The following is a 19,628-nucleotide window of genomic DNA, read 5'->3' on the forward strand; positions in this document are numbered from 1 at the left end:
CATGATCACGACTCGGCGACGGCTGTCGGAAATGCCGCTTTCATTGGCATTTCTCGTTCTACCGTGCCGCCGTGACCACGCCACCTCCCTCGGACGACGCCCCGAACGACCCCGTGCCGTTCCCTGCCTGGGTTCCGCCCGACGGCTCCACGCCTCAGGCTCTCCCGCCCGCCCCGCCACCGGCGCCGCTCCCGCCCGTCCCCGCTCGCCGCCGGACGAACCGGTTCGCGGTCACCGCGCTGGTCACGGGGCTGCTCGGCCTGATCCCGGTCGCGGTCGGCTTCGTCATCGCCGCGCTCGTGCAGGCCGGCCGCCGCGGCGAGAAAGGCAAGGGACTCGCCATCGGTGGACTCGTCGCCTCCGTCGCCTGGGCCGCCGCCGTCGCCCTGACGCTGACCCTGCTGTCCGCGGACGTGAACGGACAGTCCGTGCGCAAGGACGGAAAGGTGGCGGTCACCACCATTCGACCGGGGGAGTGCTTCAGCGAGTTCGAGGAGACTCCCGCCGGTATGTACGTGCGGCGATCGTCCTGCACCGCGCCTCATCAGGGAGAGGTCGGTGCCGAGGGGGAGCTCCCGGACATTCCGTATCCAGGAGAAAGGGAGACGGCCGACCGGGCGTGGACCGTTTGCCGTGAGCGGACCGAGTTCCTGGAGAGGAGCCGGTACGGCTCCGATCTGAAGCTCCGCGTCGCGCCACCGGATGAGGACGCGTGGAAGGGCGGAAGGCGGGCCGCGACCTGCGTCATGGTCTACGGGGGATCAGGCCTGCTCCCGGCCCCTCTCGGGCAGACCATGGAAACGAAATCCCGGGACGAATCCGAACTGGCGCCGGGTGACTGCGTCCAAAAATGGAACGACGACGGCGTGCAGCCCATCATCGCCTGTACCGAAGAACATGAATTCGAAGTGCTCGCCGTCTACACGATGCAAGGCGGCAAGTACCCGGGAGACAAGGGGATGGAGAAGAAGGTAACAAAAGGCTGTCTCAAGTTCGCCCGCAAGGCTTGGGGGGAGAACCCGCCCGCCGACATCGACTTCGCCTACGTGGTCCCCAACGAGGACGGCTGGGAAGCCGAGAGGCGCTTGGGCTTCTGCCTGGTCGAGGGCCGTCATGGACCTCTGAAGCGGTCCGTGGTCCCGCACTAGGACGGCGGGCGAAACGAGCGGCCCGGCGCATCCGGTCAGTGGAGGGCTTCGATGAAGCGGAGCGCCTCGTCGCGCCGCATACCTGTTTCGGCGCAGACGAGCGCGATGGCCGATCCGAGGTCGCCGGCGGTCTTGAAGGCCCTGACCCGGTCCGAGAGCATGGGCCGGTCCACGGGCGGCTCCACGGGTATCAATCCCGCCCGCACGGCGTCGACGTAGTCTTTCGCGGCTCTCAGCCCCAGAGAGGTCTCCTGCCGGACGAACTTCGCCGCGTCCTTCCACCTGCCTTCAGCGATCATCGCGCGCGCTTTGGCCTGGACGTCGGCCGGGACGGTCCGGGCGTACGCCTCTCCCTTGAGGCCGTCCACGTAATCCTTGGCCTCCTTGAGGCCCAGCCCGGTGGCCTGGCGGATCAGCCTGACAGCGGGAATCATGTCGCCTTCCGCGACCAGGGCGACGGCCCGCGCCCTGGCCTCGGGCATGACATACGGGACGAACGGCTTCACTGAATCGCTCCTCCTCGCAGCGGGAGCCGAAGACTCCGCCTAGCGTTTGCGGCCTATGCCGCCGTACATGTGGACGTGGGCGTCCGGGACTTCGGACGCCGCCTGGTCGGGGTGCCAGTGGTTGACGAGCACGATGCCCGGGTCGAGGATCTCCAGGCCGTGGAAGAAGCGCTCCACTTCGGGCTTCGTGCGCGCCACCAGCGGGATGCCGTTGGCGTTGTAGGCGGCCACGCCCGCGGCCACCTCGTCTGGAGCGCTGTCGGCCGTGCAGGTCGACAGCGCCAGCATGCTTCCGGGAGCCAGCGGCTCCATGAGGCGGTCGATGATCCGCTGCACCTCGGCGTCGTCCGGGATGAAGTGCACGATCGCGATCAGGCTCAGCGCCACGGGCAGGCCCAGGTCGAGGGTGTCGCCCAGGTGGTCCGAACCCAGGATCGCGTCGGGGTCGAGGAAGTCGGCGTCCAGATAGGTGGTCCTGCCTTCGGCCGTGCTCGTGAGCAGTGCGCGCGCGTGCACCAGGACGATCGGGTCGTTGTCGACGTAGACGATCCGTGACTCCGGCGCCACGGACTGGGCCACCTCGTGCAGGTTGGGCGAGGTGGGGAGCCCCGTGCCGATGTCGAGGAACTGCCGGACGCCGAACTCGGCGGCGAGGTGACGGGCCGTCCGCGCCATGAAATTCCGGTTGGCCCGCATGGACTTCGGCAGGTGGGGCCAGTCGGCGACGATGTTCGCCGCGGCCTCGCGGTCCGCCGGATAGTTGTCCTTGCCGCCGAGAATGTAGTCGTAGACCCGGGCGGAATGGGGGATCTCGATATTCAGGTCCACCTGGTCCTCGGTCATTTCCAGCCCCCCGATCGTCATGACTGCCGCCCAAGATCACTCTAGGTGCCGCGCCGGCGTCCGTCCCGCGGATCTTCCGCATCGATGAACCGCCGCCGCGCCAGGGGCGGGCGACCGCGTCCGGATGCCGACCCGTGAGCCGCCCCAGCCGGACATGGTCGCCGAGATCCGCCCGGGACGGATCCGGCATGGGCCGCGGCGCCCGGTCCCTGTGACCCGGCGGAGGCTGCCACCAGGACGGCGCCTTCACGGCTCGCCGAGGGAGTGGGCTCACGAGGCCCCGCGCACTTCGTCATTGTGCTCGCGGGCGCTTTGAATTATGACACGGAGGCCCTCTCTCCAGAAGTTTCGCGTCCAAGAAATTCGTTCCTTCGAATTTGTCGGGTTAGGGAAAAGTGTTTGAGGGGCTCTTGGCCCGCGCGGCGTCCGGCGCGCCGCCGGGTGACTCTCTCACCAGGTCAGAGGTGGTGATCATTGTCGTGGTGATCGACGACATCGTCATTCGCATAGCGGACAAACCTTGCCGATCTGGTGAGGCCTCGCAGCTGAGGCATGCAGAACAAACGACGCAAAATAAACGTCGCTCCGTGGGGCGGGCGCCGTGATGGCGCACTCGGTCCGGATTTCAGAAGAACTGCGCCCGAGGATCTCGAAAGAATCTACCTGTGGCCTGTCATTGATCGTTTTCTATTGGCTATAAACAAGAGAGTCCGCGCGGTTCGCGGAAAGGAGCGAAGCCGGATCGAGCGCCCGTGGTCTCCCGGACCGGAAGGCGCCGAAGCGACGCTCAACACCGATCTCCAGAGGCGTGACGGCCACTCTCGGCAGCCGAGCGAGGCGAGGGGCGCCGCCGCCGGCCAGGAAGGACAAAACCCCCTATGACCCGTACCCCCATGCTCCCTGGAACGCGTCGCGCCGGGCAGTGCGCCGCCCCGGCCCGCGACCGGCCGCGTTCCGCCCCGCCCGCTCCGGACGGTCCCGCAGGGGCCGGAAAGCGGGGCCAGGGAACGTGACCGCTCTCGAAGCCGTCAAGGTCCGCGCCCGCGAGGTCGAACCGAACCACCGGCTCGGCGGCAGCGTCCGGATGCTCCTGTCGCCGGGCACGGCCCGGACGACGGCCGGCCTCATGGCCCTGCTCGAACTCCGGCCGGGGGAGCGTGTCAGCGAGCACTACCATCCGTACACGGACGAGCACGTCTACGTCTCCGACGGGCGCCTCGTCCTCACCGTCAACGGCACCGAGCACGTCGTGGACGCCCGGGAGGCGGTGCTGATCCGCCGCGGTGCCCGGCACCGCTACGAGAACCGGACCGACCGGCCGGTGACCGCCGTGCTCTTCCTCGGACCGCTGGCCCCGAGCCCCGACATGGGGCATGTGGAGACCGCGGAGCCGGCCGGCGACGGGCCCCCGCCCTCGGTGGACGCGCGGCCGCCCGCCGCCGCGGGCGAGCGGGAGCCGGCATGAGCGGGCGGCGGGCCCGCCCCGTGGCGATCACCGGGATCGGGGTCCTGACGCCGGGCGCCCCGGGAACGAGCGGTTTCTGGGAGACCGTGACCGGCGGCAAGCCCACCTTCCGCACGATCACCGTGTTCGATCCGGGGCCGTACCGGTCCCAGATGGCCGCGGAGATCGACTTCGACGCGGGAAGGCACGGGCTGACGCCCCGGCAGCGGCGCCGGATGGACCGCGCCGCCCAGTTCGCCCTCGTCACCGCGCGGGAGGCCCTGGCCGCCTGCGGGCTGCGGTCCGGCGACCTCGACCCCGCCCGCACCGGCGTGGTCGTCGGCAGCGCGGTCGGCTGCACCGTCTCGCTCGAACGCGAGTACAGCGTGGTCAGCGACAGCGGCCGCCTGGCGGTGGTGGATCCGGCCTACGGCTCCCCGCACCTGCCCGACTACCTCGTCCCGGCGTCCCTGGTCCGCGAGGTCGCCTGGGACGTCGGCGCTGAGGGGCCCGCCTGCGTGGTGTCGACGGGATGCACCTCCGGGCTGGACGCCGTCGCGCACGGTGTGGAGATCATCCGCGACGGCGCCGCGGACGTGGTGCTGGCGGGGGCGTGCGAGGCCCCCATCTCCCCGATCACGGTGGCCTGCTTCGACGCGATCCGGGCGACGTCCCCGGACAACGACGATCCCGAGCGGGCATGCCGCCCCTTCGACGCCACCCGGGCGGGGTTCGTGCTCGGCGAGGGCGCGGCGATGCTGGTCCTGGAGGACGCGGCGGCGGCCCGGGCGCGGGGGGCGCACGTGCACGCGGAGATCCGCGGGTTCGCGTCCCGGAGCAACGCCTACCACATGACCGGGCTGCGGCCCGACGGGGTCGAGATGGCGGCGGCGATCACCACGGCGCTGGACGAGGCCGGCGTCCCCGCGGAGGGCGTCGACTACATCAACGCCCACGGGTCGGGCACCCGGCAGAACGACCGGCACGAGACGGCCGCCTTCAAACTCGCGCTCGGCCCGGAGAACGCCTACCGGCTGCCGGTCAGCTCCATCAAGTCGGTGGTGGGCCATTCGCTCGGCGCGATCGGCGCGATCGAGGTCGCGGCGAGCGCGCTGGCGATCGAGCACGACCTCGTCCCGCCCACCGCGAACCTGCGGCATCGCGATCCCGAATGCGACCTCGACTACGTCCCCGGGACGGCGCGCGAGCAGCGGGTCGAAACGGTGCTCACGGTCGGCAGCGGGTTCGGCGGCTTCCAGAGCGCGATGGTGCTCAGCGCCCCGGGACGGTGGCAGGGATGACCGCGGACGCGGCGGCCGCCGAGGACGACCAGGCCGTCATCACCGGGATCGGCGTGGTCTCGCCGAGCGGGCTGGGCGCCGAGCGGCACTGGGAGGCGACGCTCACCGGCCGCATCGCGATCGGCCCCATCACCCGGTTCGACCCGAGCGGCTACCCGGCCCGGCTCTCCGGGGAGGTCCCCGGATTCGTCCCCCGTGACCACCTGCCCGGACGGCTGCTGCCGCAGACCGACCGCCTCACCCAGCTGGCGCTGACCGCCGCCGACTGGGCGCTCACCGACGCCGGGCTGTCGCCGTCCCCCGAGGAGTCGCTGCGGTACGGCGTGGTCCTGGCCAACTCGGCCGGCGGTTTCGAGTTCGGTGAGAACGAGCTGCGCAAGCTCTGGTCGACCGGGCCGAAGAAGGTCAGCGCGTACCAGTCGTACGCGTGGTTCTACGCGGTCAACACCGGCCAGATCTCCATCCGGCACGGACTGCGCGGCCCCTGCGGCGTCCTCGTCAGCGGCCAGGCCGGGGGGCTGGACGCGATCGGGCAGGCGTGCCGCGTGCTGCGCAAGGGCGCCGACGGCGTGCTGACCGGGGGATTCGAGGCCCCGGTGTGCTCGTGGGGGGTGACCGCGATGTCGGCCGGCCGGGACGCGCCGACCGCTCCGCAGCTGTCCTCCGGCGACGACCCGGCGAGCGCCTACCTCCCCTTCGCCGCCGGCGCGTCCGGCCATGTGATCGCCGAGGGCGGCGCGATCCTCGTCCTGGAACGCGGGCGCCATGCCCGCGCCCGCGGTGCCCGGCACCGGTACGGGCGGGTCGCGGGGTACGCCGCGACCATGGACCCGCCGCCGGGATCCGGCCGCCCGGCGACCCTGCGCAACGCCGCCGCGCTCGCCCTCGCCGACGCCGGCCTCGCCCCGGAGCGGATCGACGTGGTGTTCGCGGACGCCGCGGGCAGCGCGATGCGCGACCGCGCCGAGGCCGAGGCGCTCACCGGCCTGTTCGGCGCCGGCGGCGTCCCGGTGACCGCGCCCAAGGCGATGACCGGGCGGATGTCGGCGGGCGGCGCCGCCGTCGACGTCGCGACCTGCCTGCTGGCCATGCGCGACGGGATGATCCCGCCGACCGCCGACGTCCGGGCCGATCCGTCCTACGGACTCGACCTCGTCACCGGCCGCCCCCGGCCCGCCCGCATCGACCACGCGCTGATCCTGGCGCGCGGCGAGGGCGGGTTCAACAGCGCTCTCGTCCTGGCCGCCTGCCCCCGCGAGGCCCCGTCCGCGGCCGGACACCTCGACGAACGGGCTCCCCGCGCCCTTCCCGGAAACGACCCCAGGAGCTGACATGGCCGAAGACGGCCCGATAACCCTGCCCGACCTGGTCGCCGTCCTGCGCGCCTGCGCCGGCGAGAGCGACGGCGTCGACCTCGGCGGCGACATCGCCGACCATGCCTTCACCGACCTCGGCTACGACTCCGTCGCGATGATGGAGGTCTCCGCGCGGATGGTCGAGCGCTTCGGCCTGCGCCTCGACGAGGACAGGCTGTTCGACCTCCGCACCCCCGCCGAGATGCTCCGCTGCCTCAACCAGGCCGCGGCCGGGGACGGGGAGGTCCGGTCGTGACCGCGAGCACCGACAACCAGATCCTGGTCGACGCGCCCATGGAGCTGGTGTGGGAGCACACCAACGACGTGGCGGGCTGGCCCGACCTGTTCACCGAGTACGCCGCCGTGGAGATCATCGAACGGGACGGCCCCTCGGTGACGTTCCGGCTCACCACCCACCCGGACGAGCAGGGCAACGTCTGGTCGTGGGTGTCGCGGCGCACCCCCGATCCCGAGACTCGCACCGTCCGCGCCCACCGGGTGGAGACCGGGCCGTTCGCGTTCATGAACATCCGCTGGGAGTACCGCCGGCAGGCGGCGGGCGTGCTGATGCGGTGGAGGCAGGAGTTCGCGATGAAGCCGGACTCCCCGATCAGCGAGGACGCGATGCGCGACCGCATCGACCGCGGCACCGTCGAGCAGATGGCGCACATCAAGGCGGTCCTGGAGGAACGCGCCCGCACGGCCCCCGGCGGGTACGGGCCCGGCGACCTCCACGCGCAGCGCCTGCTGTACCTGACGTGCGGGATGCGGCTGGCCGCGGTGGTGAGCGCGCTCGCGGAACTCGGCGTGGCGGATCTGACCGCGTCCGGCCCGCGCTCCGTCACCGAACTGGCCGCGGCCGCCGGCGCCGTGCCGGACGCGCTCTACCGCCTCCTGCGCTGCGCCGCCTCCGTCGGAATCATGGAGGAGCAGCCGGACGGACGGTTCGCGAGCACACCGCTGGGCGACGGCCTGCGCGCCGACGACCCCTACAGCCTGCTGCCCCTGGTCCTGCACAGCACGCGGTCGTACGTGACGAAGCCGTTCGGGGCGCTGGCGCACAGCGTCCGCACCGGCGAGCCCGCGACGGTCCCGACGCTGGGCACCGACATCTGGCGCTACTTCGAGGACAACCCCGAGGACGGCGCCCGCTTCGACCGCACCATGACCACGCTGGGCCGCTGGGAGACCGAACGCCACCTGGACGTCGTCGGGCCCGAGAGGTTCGGCCGGATCGCCGACCTCGGCGGCGGGCAGGGCCATTTCCTCGCGGCGGCGCTGCGGCGCGCACCGGACGCGTCGGGTGTGCTGTTCGAGCGGCCGTGCGCCGTCAAGGCGGCGGCGGAGGTGCTCGAAGCGGAGGGGGTCGGCGACCGCGTCACCCGGATCGCCGGCGACTTCTTCACCGACCCGCTGCCGGACGACTGCGACGCGTACGTGCTCAAGGCCGTCCTGCACAACTGGCCGGACGAGCGCGCCGCCGAGCTGCTGACCGCCGTGCGCGAGGCCATCGGCGACCGCCGCGGCGCGCGGCTCTTCATCGTCGAGCACGTGGTGGCGGAAGGGAACGGATGGGACCACGCCAAGTTCCTCGACCTCGACATGCTGGTGCTGTTCGGCGGCCGGGAACGGAGGCCGCAGGAGTGGCGGCGGCTCCTGGCGCGGTGCGGTTTCGCGCTGGTCGGCCGTCCCCGGGAGGGGCACTGGACGGTTCTGGAATGCCGCCCCGCGGAGGCCGCGTGACCGGGCGCCGGTGACCCGGGCCCCGACGTCAAGGAGGACGAGCATGCTTCCCCAAGCCCCGCCGCCCACCCACCGGGCGGTCATGATCCGGAGGATCGCGCCCGGCGACCGGGACGCCGTCGCCGCGGTGTTCCGCGAGCACGACCGCACCGACCTGCCGCGCCGCATCGGCGTCACGCGCCGCACATTGCTGACCTACCACGACCTGTACATCCACCTGGTCGAGGGAGACGCCTCGTTCGAGCGGGCCCTGTACGCGGCCGGCGACGACCCCGGGTTCCTCGACATCAGCGCCCGGCTCGCGACGCTGCTCGTCCCGTACGACAGGGACCGCCCCGCCATGCGCCAGGCCCAGGCCGAGGAGTTCTACCACTGGTCGGACGACCGGCCGCAGGCGACGTACCGGCTGCTGCTGGAGATCAGCGTGGACGAGGGCCGCGCCGCGGAGTTCGAACGGACCTGGCGCCGGATGGCCGCCGTGGCGGCCCGCCACCCCGGGCACGTCGCCCAGTCGCTGTCGCGCGACATCGCCGACCCCGGCACATTCCACCTGGTCAGCGACTGGACCGACGAGGACGCCCACGAGCGCTTCCTCGCCTCACCCGGGCACCGGGAGCTCGCAGCCGCGCTCCGCGACCTGGACGCCAAGGTCCGCGCGACCCGCACGCGCATCAGCGCCTACCACCCCGGCCCGGCCGGGGACGGCGCGGCCGCCGCGACGTCCGGAACCGGGCGGGCGGAGCGATGAGCGAGCCGACGGGCCCGGCCGAGCCGGGCGGCCACCCGCTGATCAACGACGTCCGCACGCCCGGACCGGTCGTCCGCGCGCGGATGCTGTCGGGCGACGTCGGATACGCCGTGACCCGGGCGGCCGAGGCGCAGCACGTGCTGTGCGACCCGGCCTTCAGCAGCGCCGCGACGTTCCTGCCCCGCGCGCCCGCCGAGCCGCGGGAGCCGGTCGGCTCCAGCAGGGTCCTGTTCGAGATGGACCCGCCCGAGCACACCCGGCTCCGGCGCGCGGTCGCCCAGGCGTTCAACCGCCGCCGCGTCGAGGCCATGCGGGCGGGGATCGAGGAGGTCGTCGACGGGCTGCTGGACGAGACGGACGCGGGCGGGCCGCCGGCCGACCTGGTCCAGTCCCTGTGCGCGCCGCTGCCGCTCACCGACATCTGCGAGCTGCTCGGCGTCCCGCGCGAGGACCGCGACTCCTTCCGCGGCTGGGCCGAGACGATCATGGCGCTGCGCGGCCCCTCCCCGCAGGAGATCGACCGCGCCCGCGCCGCGATCCAGCGCTACTTCGTCGACCTGGTCGCGGCCAGGCGCGCCGAACCGGCCGACGACCTGGTCAGCGAACTGCTGATGGTCCGCGACCGAGAGGAGCGGATCACCGAGGCGGAGCTGGTCAGGCTCGCGATCACCCTGCTGATCGCGGGGCACGGGCCCACGATGAACCAGCTCGCCCGGAGCGTGTACGCCCTTCTGACCCGCCCCGAGATGTACGCGGCGCTGCACCGCGACCCGGAGCTGGTGGCGACGGCGGTGGAGGAACTGCTCCGGACGGTGCCGTCGGTGCCGGTCAGCACGCCCCGCCTGGCCCTCCGCGACGTGGAGATCGGCGGCGTGCCGATACCCGCCGGAAGCACGGTGGCGGTGTCGTCGCTCGCGGCCAACCGCGATCCCGCCCTGTTCACCGATCCGGAGGTGACGGACCTCGGCCGCACCGACAACAGGCACCTGACGTTCGGCTACGGCCCCCACTTCTGCGTCGGCGCCCAGCTCGCCCGCGCCGAGATGCAGACGGCCCTCGCCGCCCTGACGCGGCGCTTCCCCGACCTGCGCCTGGCCGTCCCCCCGGAATCGATCCGCTGGCGGACGGACTCCCTCTTCCACGGCCCCGTAGAACTACCCGTGACCTGGTAACCCGGTGGCCTGCCGGGTGTGCGGAGACGGCTGCGCGGCGGGGTCAGGGGGCGTGCCCGGTCAGCCTCGCGACCGTGTCGTCCAGTGCCCGGACCTGCGACGAATCGCCTGCGTAGGCGTGGACCAGCGCCAGGAACTCCTGGAGGCCGCCGGGGAACTCCGAGCACGTGCGGACGATCGAATGGACGTCCAGATGGGGCTGCGTCCGGCGCGGCACGCGGATCGCGATCTCCTTGCGCAGGGCGTCCACGATCTGCTGCCGGCCCTCGGCCGTCGTCAGCAGCGGAATGTCCATCAGCCGATCGACGATCTCGAAGAGCGCGGGGAGACCAGCGGACTCCGCCTGATCCGGTGGGCGGCGCGCGTCCGAGCCCGGGGCACGCGGTTCGGTACCGTTGGCCGGAAGCGGCCCCACCTGAGCGGGGGCTTTGGCGGCGTCCCCCGCCGGTGCCGTCGGAGGCGCGTCTCGGATGCAGAGCCAGGCGGTGGTCTCGGTCTCCTTGAGGCGCACGTCGATCGGCCGGAACTCAGTGGGGTCGACGGCGCCGCGGCCCTCCTGGATCACCGTGCGGTAGAACTCGTCGGACGCCAGGACCCCCAGGTCGGCCGGTACCGCGGCGAGTGCCTCCTTGAAGGACGGCGCGTCCAGAAGCCGGTTGACGTGGTTGACGGAGGTGCCGACGATCCCTTTGGCGTCCGATTCGAGTGGCCCGCCGTGCAGCGCGATCCGCAGCCGCATCCGGGCGTGTTCGGCGGCCAGCCCGTTGTGCCTGCGCAGAGCGCCGCGCAGGTGGTCGGGCAGCGGATGGGCCAGGCGGGACGGGTCGTAGGACGGCGGCAGCACGACGATGACACCGTCGCCGCGGTCCTCCTGGTAACAGCCTTCGAGGGGGATGCCCGACGCCTCGAAACAGCTCCGGAGAGCCTCGTATAAGACGGTTCGCAGATGGCTTTGCACGTGGTCAGCGCGTTTGCTGAAACTGATGATGTCGCAGACGAAGAGCGTGCAATGACCGCTCGGGGTCCAGCCTGTCCCCGCTTCGCCGGAGCCGTTCCGCATGACTCTGATGCCCCTTGAACGATTAGATTGCCCCCAAGGGTGCACGCATTGCGCTCACTCCGGCAAGTAGATGCCGACCGGCCGAGGCCGTAAGTGAGCGCCCTTGCGATGGCGTGGAACCAGTGTGTCCGGCGACGCAGAACGACTGGGAGGGCGCATACTACATTGACCGGCTGAGCGGTCCGGGGCAGAAGGGGTAACGGCGCATGGCGCGCGAGGAGTCGAAGTCACCGTCCCTGGCGCCGACGGCGACGAAGTCACTGGAGGGCGCGCAAGAGCAGGTCCATGGAGAACGGACCACCGACGAGATTGTCGCCCTGCTTTCGGACATACCGGACATGCGGGACGTGGCTGCTCGCTCCATCGTCGTCCAATACATCAGTGAGCGTGCATGCACACCGTTGCTGCCGCCGGATCTCCCGCAACCGAGGTATTACCTCTTCAACCTCGTACTCGCCTGCCGGGAAATACCAGACGGTCTCCAGTTGCTGGTCCGCGCGGTCGAGTTCGTCGCCGGGCCGACGGTGGCCGTCGCGCGCTTGAAGCGCATGCTGAGCCCGGTCCGGGCCTACTTGGAACCGGTCGTCGAGACTCAGATCGAGGATCTCCTCACCGGACTGTGGGCGCCGTCGCTCACCCGGCTCTACGTGGTCGCCACCGGAAACAGCATCCCCACCGTTCCGTTCCGCCTCAACGACGCTTGGGACGCCTTCTCGGCTCTGCTCGACCACAACACGGCACCTGGGAAACCATCCCCGCACCTGATATTCGTAGCGATGTTGCTACAGACCATGCAGACAAGGCAGGCGGCTGGAGGCACCGAGACCGAGGATGCGTGGCGGCTCAAAAGCCTGCGCGAGTGGCTGGCGATGGAGACGGAGCGGCTACGCCGCGCAGGCGACACCGCTCAGGCGGGTTACCTCGACCGTATGCGGGACCGTTCCGGGCTGCTCGCGGCGCGAGCCGGCAAGCCCATCTATCTCATCATCCAGCTCGATACGCTCCCGGATCTCGCGGAGGGCGAGGTGATGTGCCGGCTGTCGCACTGGCGGCAGATACATCCGCTCGAATGGCGTCCCGAACCCGGAGAGGACCTGGTGGTCCCACTAAGCACCGTGCGCGAGCACGTCGGCGCCTTGATCGACGAGGCGGAGCGCGGGTGGGCCTACGATCTCGACGACTCGCTGGTGCTGGAGTTCGTGTTGCCGCTCAACATGATCAATCTTGATGTGCACAAGTGGACGCGAGACGCGCCGGAAGCACTGGACCCGACACCGCTTGGCGCGGAGTACGAGATCCTCATCCGAAGCCACGAGAGGCTACGCGAGCTGGGGGTCCATCGCGCGTGGCGCCAGCGCTGGCAGGTGCTCGTCGAGGCGGTGGACTGCACCACCTACTGGGCGGACGCGGGGGACCCCGATCATCCGCGTCCGATGGGCGATCGGCTAATCAGCAGCCGTGAGATCGTCGCGTGCGTGCTGAGCGGCCCGCCCGACCGCGAGCCCGGTCGCAGCGAGCTCTGGAAGGCACTGCGTGCGGGGGTGCCAGTGGTGCTCTGGCGCCAGGTTGGGGAGCTCACCACGGATATGCGAGAGGCGATGCGGCAGGTCGTCGATCGCCCTGACCTCCGGGCCCTGCCCACTGACATCAAACGCCTTCGGGGGAATGTGCCGATTGCCGATGACGTTGAGGGGGGCTCCGCTCTCGAGGTGACTCTCCTTTGGGATGACCCGAACCATTTCTTGGACGATCCTCGCGCGCTGCGCGCTCCGGCCTCACGAGTGCGGCGGTCGGTTCACGATAGAAGGGATATCGCCAATGGTCGCTGATGAGCCGTCTGAGACCGCCTACCCCGGCGACGAGGCCGCGTCCAACGCCTGGTGGATCTACCACGGTGATGGACGGCCGCTTCCGGAAGGGCGATTTGCCGCGGCGCTGCCTCCTCCGCCCCCTTGGCGCTCTTTCGACGGTGGACCTCCGATTTCGCCTCCGCCGGCTGATGAGCGCGACCTTGACCGCAGGCTGGGGCCTGTCAGTACCCAGCTCCGTCGCGCGGACCCCGCGGAGATCGACGCGGTCAACGCGGCGCTCCTGCTGCGGCGCCCGCTTCTGGTTACCGGTGAACCGGGCGTCGGAAAGTCAACCCTCGCCTACAGAATCGCCCGCGAGTTAAGGCTCGGCCGGGTGCTGCGCTGGCCCATCGGCAGCCGGAGTACGTTGCGCGACGGACTCTACGAGTATGACGCGATCGGAAGAGCGCAGGACGCCGCAACGGGGCGCACGACGCTTGCGCACGGGTCCTCTGAGATGCGGGAGGCGGGCGCGGAAGATCAGGATTCTCTCGCGCCAACCGACACCGGATTGGGGCATTACCTTCGGCTCGGCCCGTTGGGAACCGCTCTGCTACCTTATGAGGTGCCGCGTGTACTGCTCATCGATGAACTTGACAAAAGTGACATAGACCTGCCCAATGATCTCCTCGATGTATTCGAGGAGGGCGAGTATGGAATCGCCGAACTGTTTCGCGTCAGCGCCCAGAAGCCTGTAGTGAGGGTGCATACGGCCGACCCGAACGGTATGGCCGACATCTCTCGAGGAAGGGTGCGCTGTCGGGCGTTCCCTGTCGTCATCATCACGAGTAACGGTGAGCGAGAATTTCCTCCTGCGTTCTTGCGCCGGTGCCTGCAGTTCTTCATGAGAGCGCCCGACGAGGACCTCCTCGCTGACATGGTGGCGGCGCATTTCGCCGAGCGGGTCGATGAACGTACCCGCCAGCTGATCCGAGATTTCCTCGAGCGCCGCGGCGACCGAGGCGGACTCGCCGCGGATCAATTGCTCAATGCCGTCTACCTCGCGACTTCCGGTGGGCGGGAACCTGAAACCGGATGGGAAAGGCTGATGGAGCTCGTCTGGCAACGTCTGGAAACGGCAGTTGAGTGAACGAGCCGATCGAATCTCCAATGGCGAGGCGCGCGGAACTTTCGAGCGCTCTGGCAGGCCCTCTCGCGTGGCATGAGGTCTCCGACGTCATTTGGCTGGCCGCACAGATGAACGCAGCTGCCCGCGGGGCCGTTCGCGATCGTGCCGTCGCCGTCCGGCCTGGGGGACCTGCCGATGGTGAGTTGACCAGCGGTATCCGAGCCGAGAGTCGGGACGGCGACGACGGAGATGGGGCACGCGACGCCTCCGTCGATGGGCTGCGGCCGACGCCGTCCGACGGGCTCATGGCGCCGTCGGTGCCCCCTGGGGAAAGCTCCTGGAGTTCTGGCGGATCGGACTCGCGCCCGCTGCGGGCGCTGGCACGCAGCGGACTAGAACGTAGCGGCCATACGGTTCCGGCAACCTTTTCGTTCTCCATGCGGAGCGACCCGTTCGCCGGGGTTCGGCCGTTGAACGACCGGCGCCGCCTCGAACAAGCACTTCGTCCCTTCAAGCGGGTGGTCGCGTCCCGCCGTGGCGAGGTGGAACTGGACGATGAGGCGACCGCGAACCGCGCGGCTCAGGACGGGCTCTGGCTGCTCCAGACGAGGCCCGTCTCCGAACGGTGGCTCGATCTCGACGTCGTCGTGGACGACGGGCCGCTGGCCGCACTCAATCGGCCGACGGCCGACCGGTTCATCGACTGTCTCGGCGCGGTCGGAGCCTTCAGGATCATCCGTACACATCTGCTCGATACCGACGTCGGCGGAACAGGTCCACTACTCGTGCGAGAGCCAGGGCCGGTCGGTGGCGCACGATCGGCCACAGGGCTCACCCTCCGGGGGCGGCGTGACAGCCGGCTCATCTTCGTGCTGACCGACGGAATCGGAGACGCTTGGCACTCGGGGGCCGCTCAGCGACTGCTGGCTCGGTGGGGCCAGCAGGCCCCGGTTGTTCTGATCAACCTCCTTTCCAGACGCCAGTGGCGGCGAACAGGCATCCTCACCCGGCCGGCAAGGCTATACACGGAGGGAGCCGCTGTAGCCAACCGTCTGTACCGTGTGCGCTACCCCGCGAATCCGCTCGGTAGCGCCTCCGAAGCCCTACTGTCACCCCCCAGCCGCTCCCACGTCCACGTGCCCGTTATCGAGATGGATCCGCGGCAACTTGCCGACTGGGCGGGATTCGTCGCGACGCACCGTGGCAGTTGGTACGGCGCGGTCACCGTCTGCGGAGCCGATCTGGACCTACCATCTGTAGCGATCCCGGCGGGCGTCGACGACTTGCCTTCGGACACCGCTGCTTCTGAGATCGTCCAGCGGTTCCGCGCGGCTGTCAGCCCGACCGTGTTCGCGCTGGCGGTTCACTTGGCCGCGGCTCCGCTCAACGCTCCCGTGATGCGCCTCGTCCAGCGCACCATGCTCCCCGAATCGCGTCCGTCGGACCTGGTGGAACTGGTTGGCAGCGGCCTGCTGCACCGGGTCGGGCCGGAGCCGGGCCAGGCGGCCGATGGTCGGGACGAAGTCGTCTTCGACTTCGCTCCAGGGGTCCGCGCCGAACTTCTCGCCGGGGGGCTCCGGTCCGAAACGACTCAGGTGCTCACCACAGTGGCACGCCATCTGGGTGATCGCATCGCCGGGCTACGCGATCTCGTCGAATTCGTCACCGCGCCGGAGCGGGATGTAATGCCGGAAGTACCTGACGAGATTCTGCCGTTCGCCATCCCGGTCCTTGACGTCTTCAAGGCGCTCGCGGGGCCCTACTTGAGCCCTGTCAAGGCACTGGAAATCCAATTGTCTGGGAAGTTGAACCATCATTCGCATTCAGCTCGAGAAGAGGGGTCAAGGGATAGGGGAGAGCGGGGCGCGGAGCAGACGCAGGATGTCGTCGCTTCGGCCCTGGGCACCGAGAGTGAGGAAAGAAGAAGTACCCGGGGTGGAGCTGGCGAGGTACTTCGGGACTCACCGAAGACGCTGGGCGGCCAGACGTCCGAGCCGCCGCCCATCTGGGGAAACGTGCCACCGCGGAACATGAATTTCACCGGGCGTGAAGGCTTGCTTGAGCAGCTGCATGAGCGCCTCTTGCCGAGAAGGGCAGACAGCCTCCCTCAGATACTGCAAGGAATGGGCGGAGTCGGCAAATCTCAGATAGCTGCCGAGTATGTTTACCGCCATATGGCTGATTTCGATGTTATCTGGTGGATCAGATCGGAACGCCCCGGTCAGATCCAGCAGGACCTTGCCGAGCTGGCCGCTGAGCTCCATCTGCCGGTCAGCCAGGAAGCCAACGTCGCGGTGCCAGCCGTCCGCGAGGCGCTGCGGCTTGGCCGCCCCTACCGCAACTGGCTGCTTGTTTTCGACAACGCCGAGAACGTACAAGACGTCCAGGCCTTTTTTCCGGCCGGCGGCTCGGGCAAGATTCTCGTCACTTCCCGTAACCGGGAATGGGCGGAGGTCGCCGACCTCCTGGAGGTCGACGTCTTCGCTCGAGAGGAGAGCAAGGCGCTACTCCGGCTCCGTGGGACCGGTCTCGCCGACGCCGAGGCGGACGAACTAGCCGAGGTGCTGGGCGACCTTCCGCTGGCGATCGCGCAGGCCGGGGTCTGGCTCGCCGAGACGGGCATGCCGGTCGACGAGTACCTGCAGCTCTTCCGGGAGAAGCACGAGAAGGCGACCGAGTTGCTGGCGGACGCAGCGCTGATGGCCAACGAGCTGCCGGTCGCCGCGGCCTGGAACGTCTCGCTGGACCGGCTTCGGACCAGCGACCCCGCGGCTCTACAACTGCTCCAGGTCTGCGCGTTCTTCGCGCCGGAGCCCATCTCGCTGCGGATGCTGTCCGGTGCCCGCAATGTCGATGGGCCGCCCGAGCTGCTCGAAGCTCTGGGAGACCCGGTCAAGCGAGGACGTGCGATCCGTGCGATAAACCGTTACGCACTGGCCAAAATCAGTCACAAAGACAACACAATCATGTTGCACCGCCTGGTGCAGCGGGTCCTTGTCGGGCAGATACCTCCTGGGGAGGCCGAGGAGCTGCGCCGGTGTGGCTACCAGCTCATGGCCAACTTCGACCCGCGTGACCCTGCGTTGCCGGCCAGTTGGCGTCGCTACGCGGATCTGCTGCCGCACATTCACTACTCGGGCATCGTCGGCTTCGACGATCCCTGGACGCGTCGGCTCGTCCTCAATGAGATCGACTTTCTCTTCCAGTGGGGTGACCACCACAGTTTCCTCGAATTGGCGCAGACCGTGGTCAAGTCCTGGACGGAGATGCTCGGCGAGGGGAACGAGCAGACTCAGGAGGCGATGCTCCACCTCGGCCGCGCCCTCCGCCTGCAAGGACGATTCGAGGAGGCGTACCGCCACCATGTCCGAGTCCGTGATCTGCGGGCCGAAGAGTATGGCGTGAACGACGAGCGCACCATCGAGGCGCAGCGCCATGTGACGGTAGACCTGCGTTACCTGGGGCAGTTCCGCCAGGCTCTCGAATACGACAAGCGCTCCTTTGAGACACTGCGCCGTATGTGCGGTGAGGACGACCCGATGACCCTGCTACAGGCGCATCTTTACGCCATCAGCCTTCGGCTCAACGGCGATTTCCAGGCGGCTTGCGATCTCGATCGGCAGACCCACCAACACTTGATCAACATTTTCGGTGAAAACTATACCCGGACGCTGTCATCCCTAGCAGCGATCGCCGTGGACGAAATGGAACTGGGCCACTTCGACGTGGCGAGAGAGCTCGCACGTCAGCACACGCAGCGTCTTGAGTCCGCGTTCGGCAGTAGGTTCGCCGGTCTCGCCGAGAGTTTGACGGCGCTCTCCGTCGCAGAGCGCAAAGCGGGTGACCGCGAACGCGCACTCCTCCTCTCCGCCGATGGACTTGAACGCTACATCGAGCAGTATGGGGAATACCATCCCGGCTCGGTCTCCGCCGCCCTTAACCACGCGGTTAACCTGCGCCAGGTCGGCCGGCTCGGCGAATCGATACGCCTCGCGCGCGCGACGGCATACAACTTCTTGCGGATGTTCGGCTCGGATCACCCCAACACGCCGAGCGCGAACATCAATCTTGCCGTGGCCCTCCGGGCTGATGGGCAGCTCGAAGAGGCTAAGAGGCTGAACGAGACCGCGCTGAATATCCTGACCGGGGTTCTCGGCCCTGACCATCCACGCAGCATTGTTTGTGCGATTAATTTGGCCAGTGATAATTATGCTATGGGCAATTTTTTGGAGGCCGCCGAGAGAGACAGGGGGGCGCTGGACGGAGCGCGGCGCGTCCTTGGCGAAATGCATCCCACGACGCTTGCATGCATGTTCAACCTGGGGCTCGATCTGCGCGGTCTCAGAGAGGTGCAGGAGGCTGACGCCCTTACGGAGCGGGCCGTTGGCGGCATGCGCAGGGCGTACGGCCGCTCGCACCCGGCTATCGCAGCCGCCCAAGAAGGGGTCCGTGCAGACTGCGAAATATATTTGATTCCGGTTTGAGTGCGGCGCCGATCTTCCTTCGGTCCTCCTGGATCTCATCCTGACTAGAGGAATGACACAACCTGGATAAGTTCTGAGAGGATTCGATTCTTTATTTGGCGGACTGTGAAGGTTTGCCTTTTGTGATCTTCTGGTTACACTCTCTGTCTGCAAGGAGAGAGAGTATTCATGTCCATGGTGATTGTCGTTCTCGAAAATTTTCGTCAATCTCGTGATTGTGGTAGATGTGTCAGCCGGTCTGGTTGTCGAGGGATCGGGCCTTCTGGCAGCGCCGTCCTGTCTCACTGAGAACCACTGCGATACTCCCTGGAGGGATGGAAGAGGTAATGGACGGTCTAGGGGACTGGGACAAGGCGTCATGGCGCAAGAGCAAGCGGTCTGGCTCGGATGGGACGGGGTGCGTCTCCCTTGCCGCTTCCGCCTCGTACGGTGCCATCCGAGACACCAAGAATCCGCGCCCGACGACCATCCTCGTCTCTAAGTCGGTCTTGCGCGGACTGCTGGACGAGGTCAAGAAGGGAACCTTCGACCTGCGTTAACGCGGTCTCAGGTTCAATCGAGTGCACTGATCGAAGGACACGCCCGTGAGGTTCGGCTGGGAGGTCCGCGCGTGGTGCAGGCTGGTGGCGTCGGCCTTAGCGCCTTCCTGTCTGCGGAGACGTCGGCATGACCGCGCGTGGATCCAGAGTTGTGCCGCGTTTGCAGCGCCTGCCAGCGGGCGTGGCGTGGTGACCGGTCCGGTGGACGACGGTCCGGCTGGCATTGCCGTATCGACGTCAGCCTGCTCGGTGCCCGTCAGGAGCGCATCGGCCCGACGCCTCGGCGCCACCGCGACCGGTTCGCTGGGGCGCTCGGCGCCGCCATCGCGGTCGCTGAGCGAATTGAACACGCGGGCACGGCGCGGA

Annotated in this window: 15 protein-coding genes; 12 read left to right on the forward strand and 3 right to left on the reverse strand. The window is 69.0% G+C overall.

What is annotated here, in order from left to right:
* Positions 1 to 71 precede the first annotated feature (71 nt).
* Entirely contained in the window at positions 72 to 1,148 is a 1,077-nt protein-coding gene (locus tag ABWI04_RS02435) for a DUF4190 domain-containing protein (RefSeq protein WP_353831240.1), read from the forward strand.
* 35 nt (positions 1,149 to 1,183) lie between these two features.
* Here ABWI04_RS02435 and ABWI04_RS02440 read toward each other — a convergent pair whose 3' ends face one another.
* Positions 1,184 to 1,654, reverse strand: coding sequence for a ribosomal protein L7/L12 (locus ABWI04_RS02440; RefSeq protein WP_353831241.1), 471 nt, complete (start codon positions 1,652 to 1,654; stop codon positions 1,184 to 1,186).
* 39 nt (positions 1,655 to 1,693) lie between these two features.
* Complete coding sequence (locus ABWI04_RS02445; RefSeq protein WP_353831242.1) at positions 1,694 to 2,497, reverse strand: SAM-dependent methyltransferase; 804 nt, start codon at positions 2,495 to 2,497, stop codon at positions 1,694 to 1,696.
* A 1,009-nt stretch (positions 2,498 to 3,506) separates the two neighbouring features.
* Between ABWI04_RS02445 and ABWI04_RS02450 the strand changes: the two genes are divergently transcribed.
* Genes ABWI04_RS02450 through ABWI04_RS02480 form a run of 7 tightly spaced genes read left to right on the forward strand, consistent with a single transcriptional unit; the run spans position 3,507 to position 10,260 of the window.
* Positions 3,507 to 3,962: a cupin domain-containing protein gene (locus ABWI04_RS02450; protein ID WP_345172183.1), complete on the forward strand. Its 456-nt coding sequence runs from the start codon at positions 3,507 to 3,509 to the stop codon at positions 3,960 to 3,962.
* Positions 3,959 to 5,242 (forward strand): beta-ketoacyl-[acyl-carrier-protein] synthase family protein, encoded by a 1,284-nt coding sequence (locus ABWI04_RS02455; RefSeq protein ID WP_353831243.1) that lies wholly within the window; start codon positions 3,959 to 3,961, stop codon positions 5,240 to 5,242. Before ABWI04_RS02450 ends, ABWI04_RS02455 begins: the two co-directional genes overlap by 4 nt.
* Complete coding sequence (locus ABWI04_RS02460; RefSeq protein ID WP_353831244.1) at positions 5,239 to 6,573, forward strand: ketosynthase chain-length factor; 1,335 nt, start codon at positions 5,239 to 5,241, stop codon at positions 6,571 to 6,573. The genes ABWI04_RS02455 and ABWI04_RS02460 overlap by 4 nt, the downstream gene beginning before the upstream one ends.
* Position 6,574: 1 nt before the next feature.
* Positions 6,575 to 6,853 carry an acyl carrier protein gene (locus ABWI04_RS02465; RefSeq protein ID WP_353831245.1) on the forward strand — a complete coding sequence of 93 codons (279 nt, stop codon included), beginning with the start codon at positions 6,575 to 6,577 and terminating at the stop codon, positions 6,851 to 6,853.
* The gene (locus ABWI04_RS02470; protein WP_345172191.1) at positions 6,850 to 8,340 is read left to right on the forward strand and encodes a methyltransferase; all 1,491 of its coding nucleotides are present in this window, start codon (positions 6,850 to 6,852) and stop codon (positions 8,338 to 8,340) included. Before ABWI04_RS02465 ends, ABWI04_RS02470 begins: the two co-directional genes overlap by 4 nt.
* Positions 8,341 to 8,383: 43 nt before the next feature.
* On the forward strand, positions 8,384 to 9,088 hold the full coding sequence (locus tag ABWI04_RS02475; RefSeq protein WP_353831246.1) for a TcmI family type II polyketide cyclase: 705 nt from the start codon (positions 8,384 to 8,386) through the stop codon (positions 9,086 to 9,088).
* Positions 9,085 to 10,260: a cytochrome P450 gene (locus tag ABWI04_RS02480; protein WP_353831247.1), complete on the forward strand. Its 1,176-nt coding sequence runs from the start codon at positions 9,085 to 9,087 to the stop codon at positions 10,258 to 10,260. The genes ABWI04_RS02475 and ABWI04_RS02480 overlap by 4 nt, the downstream gene beginning before the upstream one ends.
* A 43-nt stretch (positions 10,261 to 10,303) precedes the next feature.
* Here the strand turns inward: ABWI04_RS02480 and ABWI04_RS02485 are convergent, their stop codons facing one another.
* A complete protein-coding gene (locus tag ABWI04_RS02485) occupies positions 10,304 to 11,218 on the reverse strand; it encodes an effector-associated domain 2-containing protein (protein WP_353831248.1) in 915 nt (304 codons plus the stop codon).
* Between the two features lie 308 nt (positions 11,219 to 11,526).
* Here ABWI04_RS02485 and ABWI04_RS02490 point away from each other — a divergent pair, with 308 nt between their 5' ends.
* The 4 genes from ABWI04_RS02490 (at position 11,527) to ABWI04_RS02505 (ending at position 19,262) form a co-directional block, all read left to right on the forward strand.
* Positions 11,527 to 13,149, forward strand: a complete 1,623-nt coding sequence (locus ABWI04_RS02490; protein ID WP_353831249.1) for a VMAP-C domain-containing protein — start codon at positions 11,527 to 11,529, stop codon at positions 13,147 to 13,149.
* Positions 13,139 to 14,260, forward strand: coding sequence for an AAA family ATPase (locus ABWI04_RS02495; RefSeq protein ID WP_353831250.1), 1,122 nt, complete (start codon positions 13,139 to 13,141; stop codon positions 14,258 to 14,260). Before ABWI04_RS02490 ends, ABWI04_RS02495 begins: the two co-directional genes overlap by 11 nt.
* 20 nt (positions 14,261 to 14,280) lie before the next feature.
* Complete coding sequence (fxsT, locus tag ABWI04_RS02500) at positions 14,281 to 18,723, forward strand: FxSxx-COOH system tetratricopeptide repeat protein (RefSeq protein ID WP_353831316.1); 4,443 nt, start codon at positions 14,281 to 14,283, stop codon at positions 18,721 to 18,723.
* Positions 18,724 to 19,049: 326 nt separating this feature from the next.
* Entirely contained in the window at positions 19,050 to 19,262 is a 213-nt protein-coding gene (locus tag ABWI04_RS02505) for a DUF397 domain-containing protein (protein ID WP_353831317.1), read from the forward strand.
* Positions 19,263 to 19,628: the final 366 nt, after the last annotated feature.

Source organism: Actinomadura sp. NPDC000929, assembly GCF_040492065.1.
In the GTDB taxonomy this organism is placed as follows: domain Bacteria; phylum Actinomycetota; class Actinomycetes; order Streptosporangiales; family Streptosporangiaceae; genus Spirillospora; species Spirillospora verrucosospora.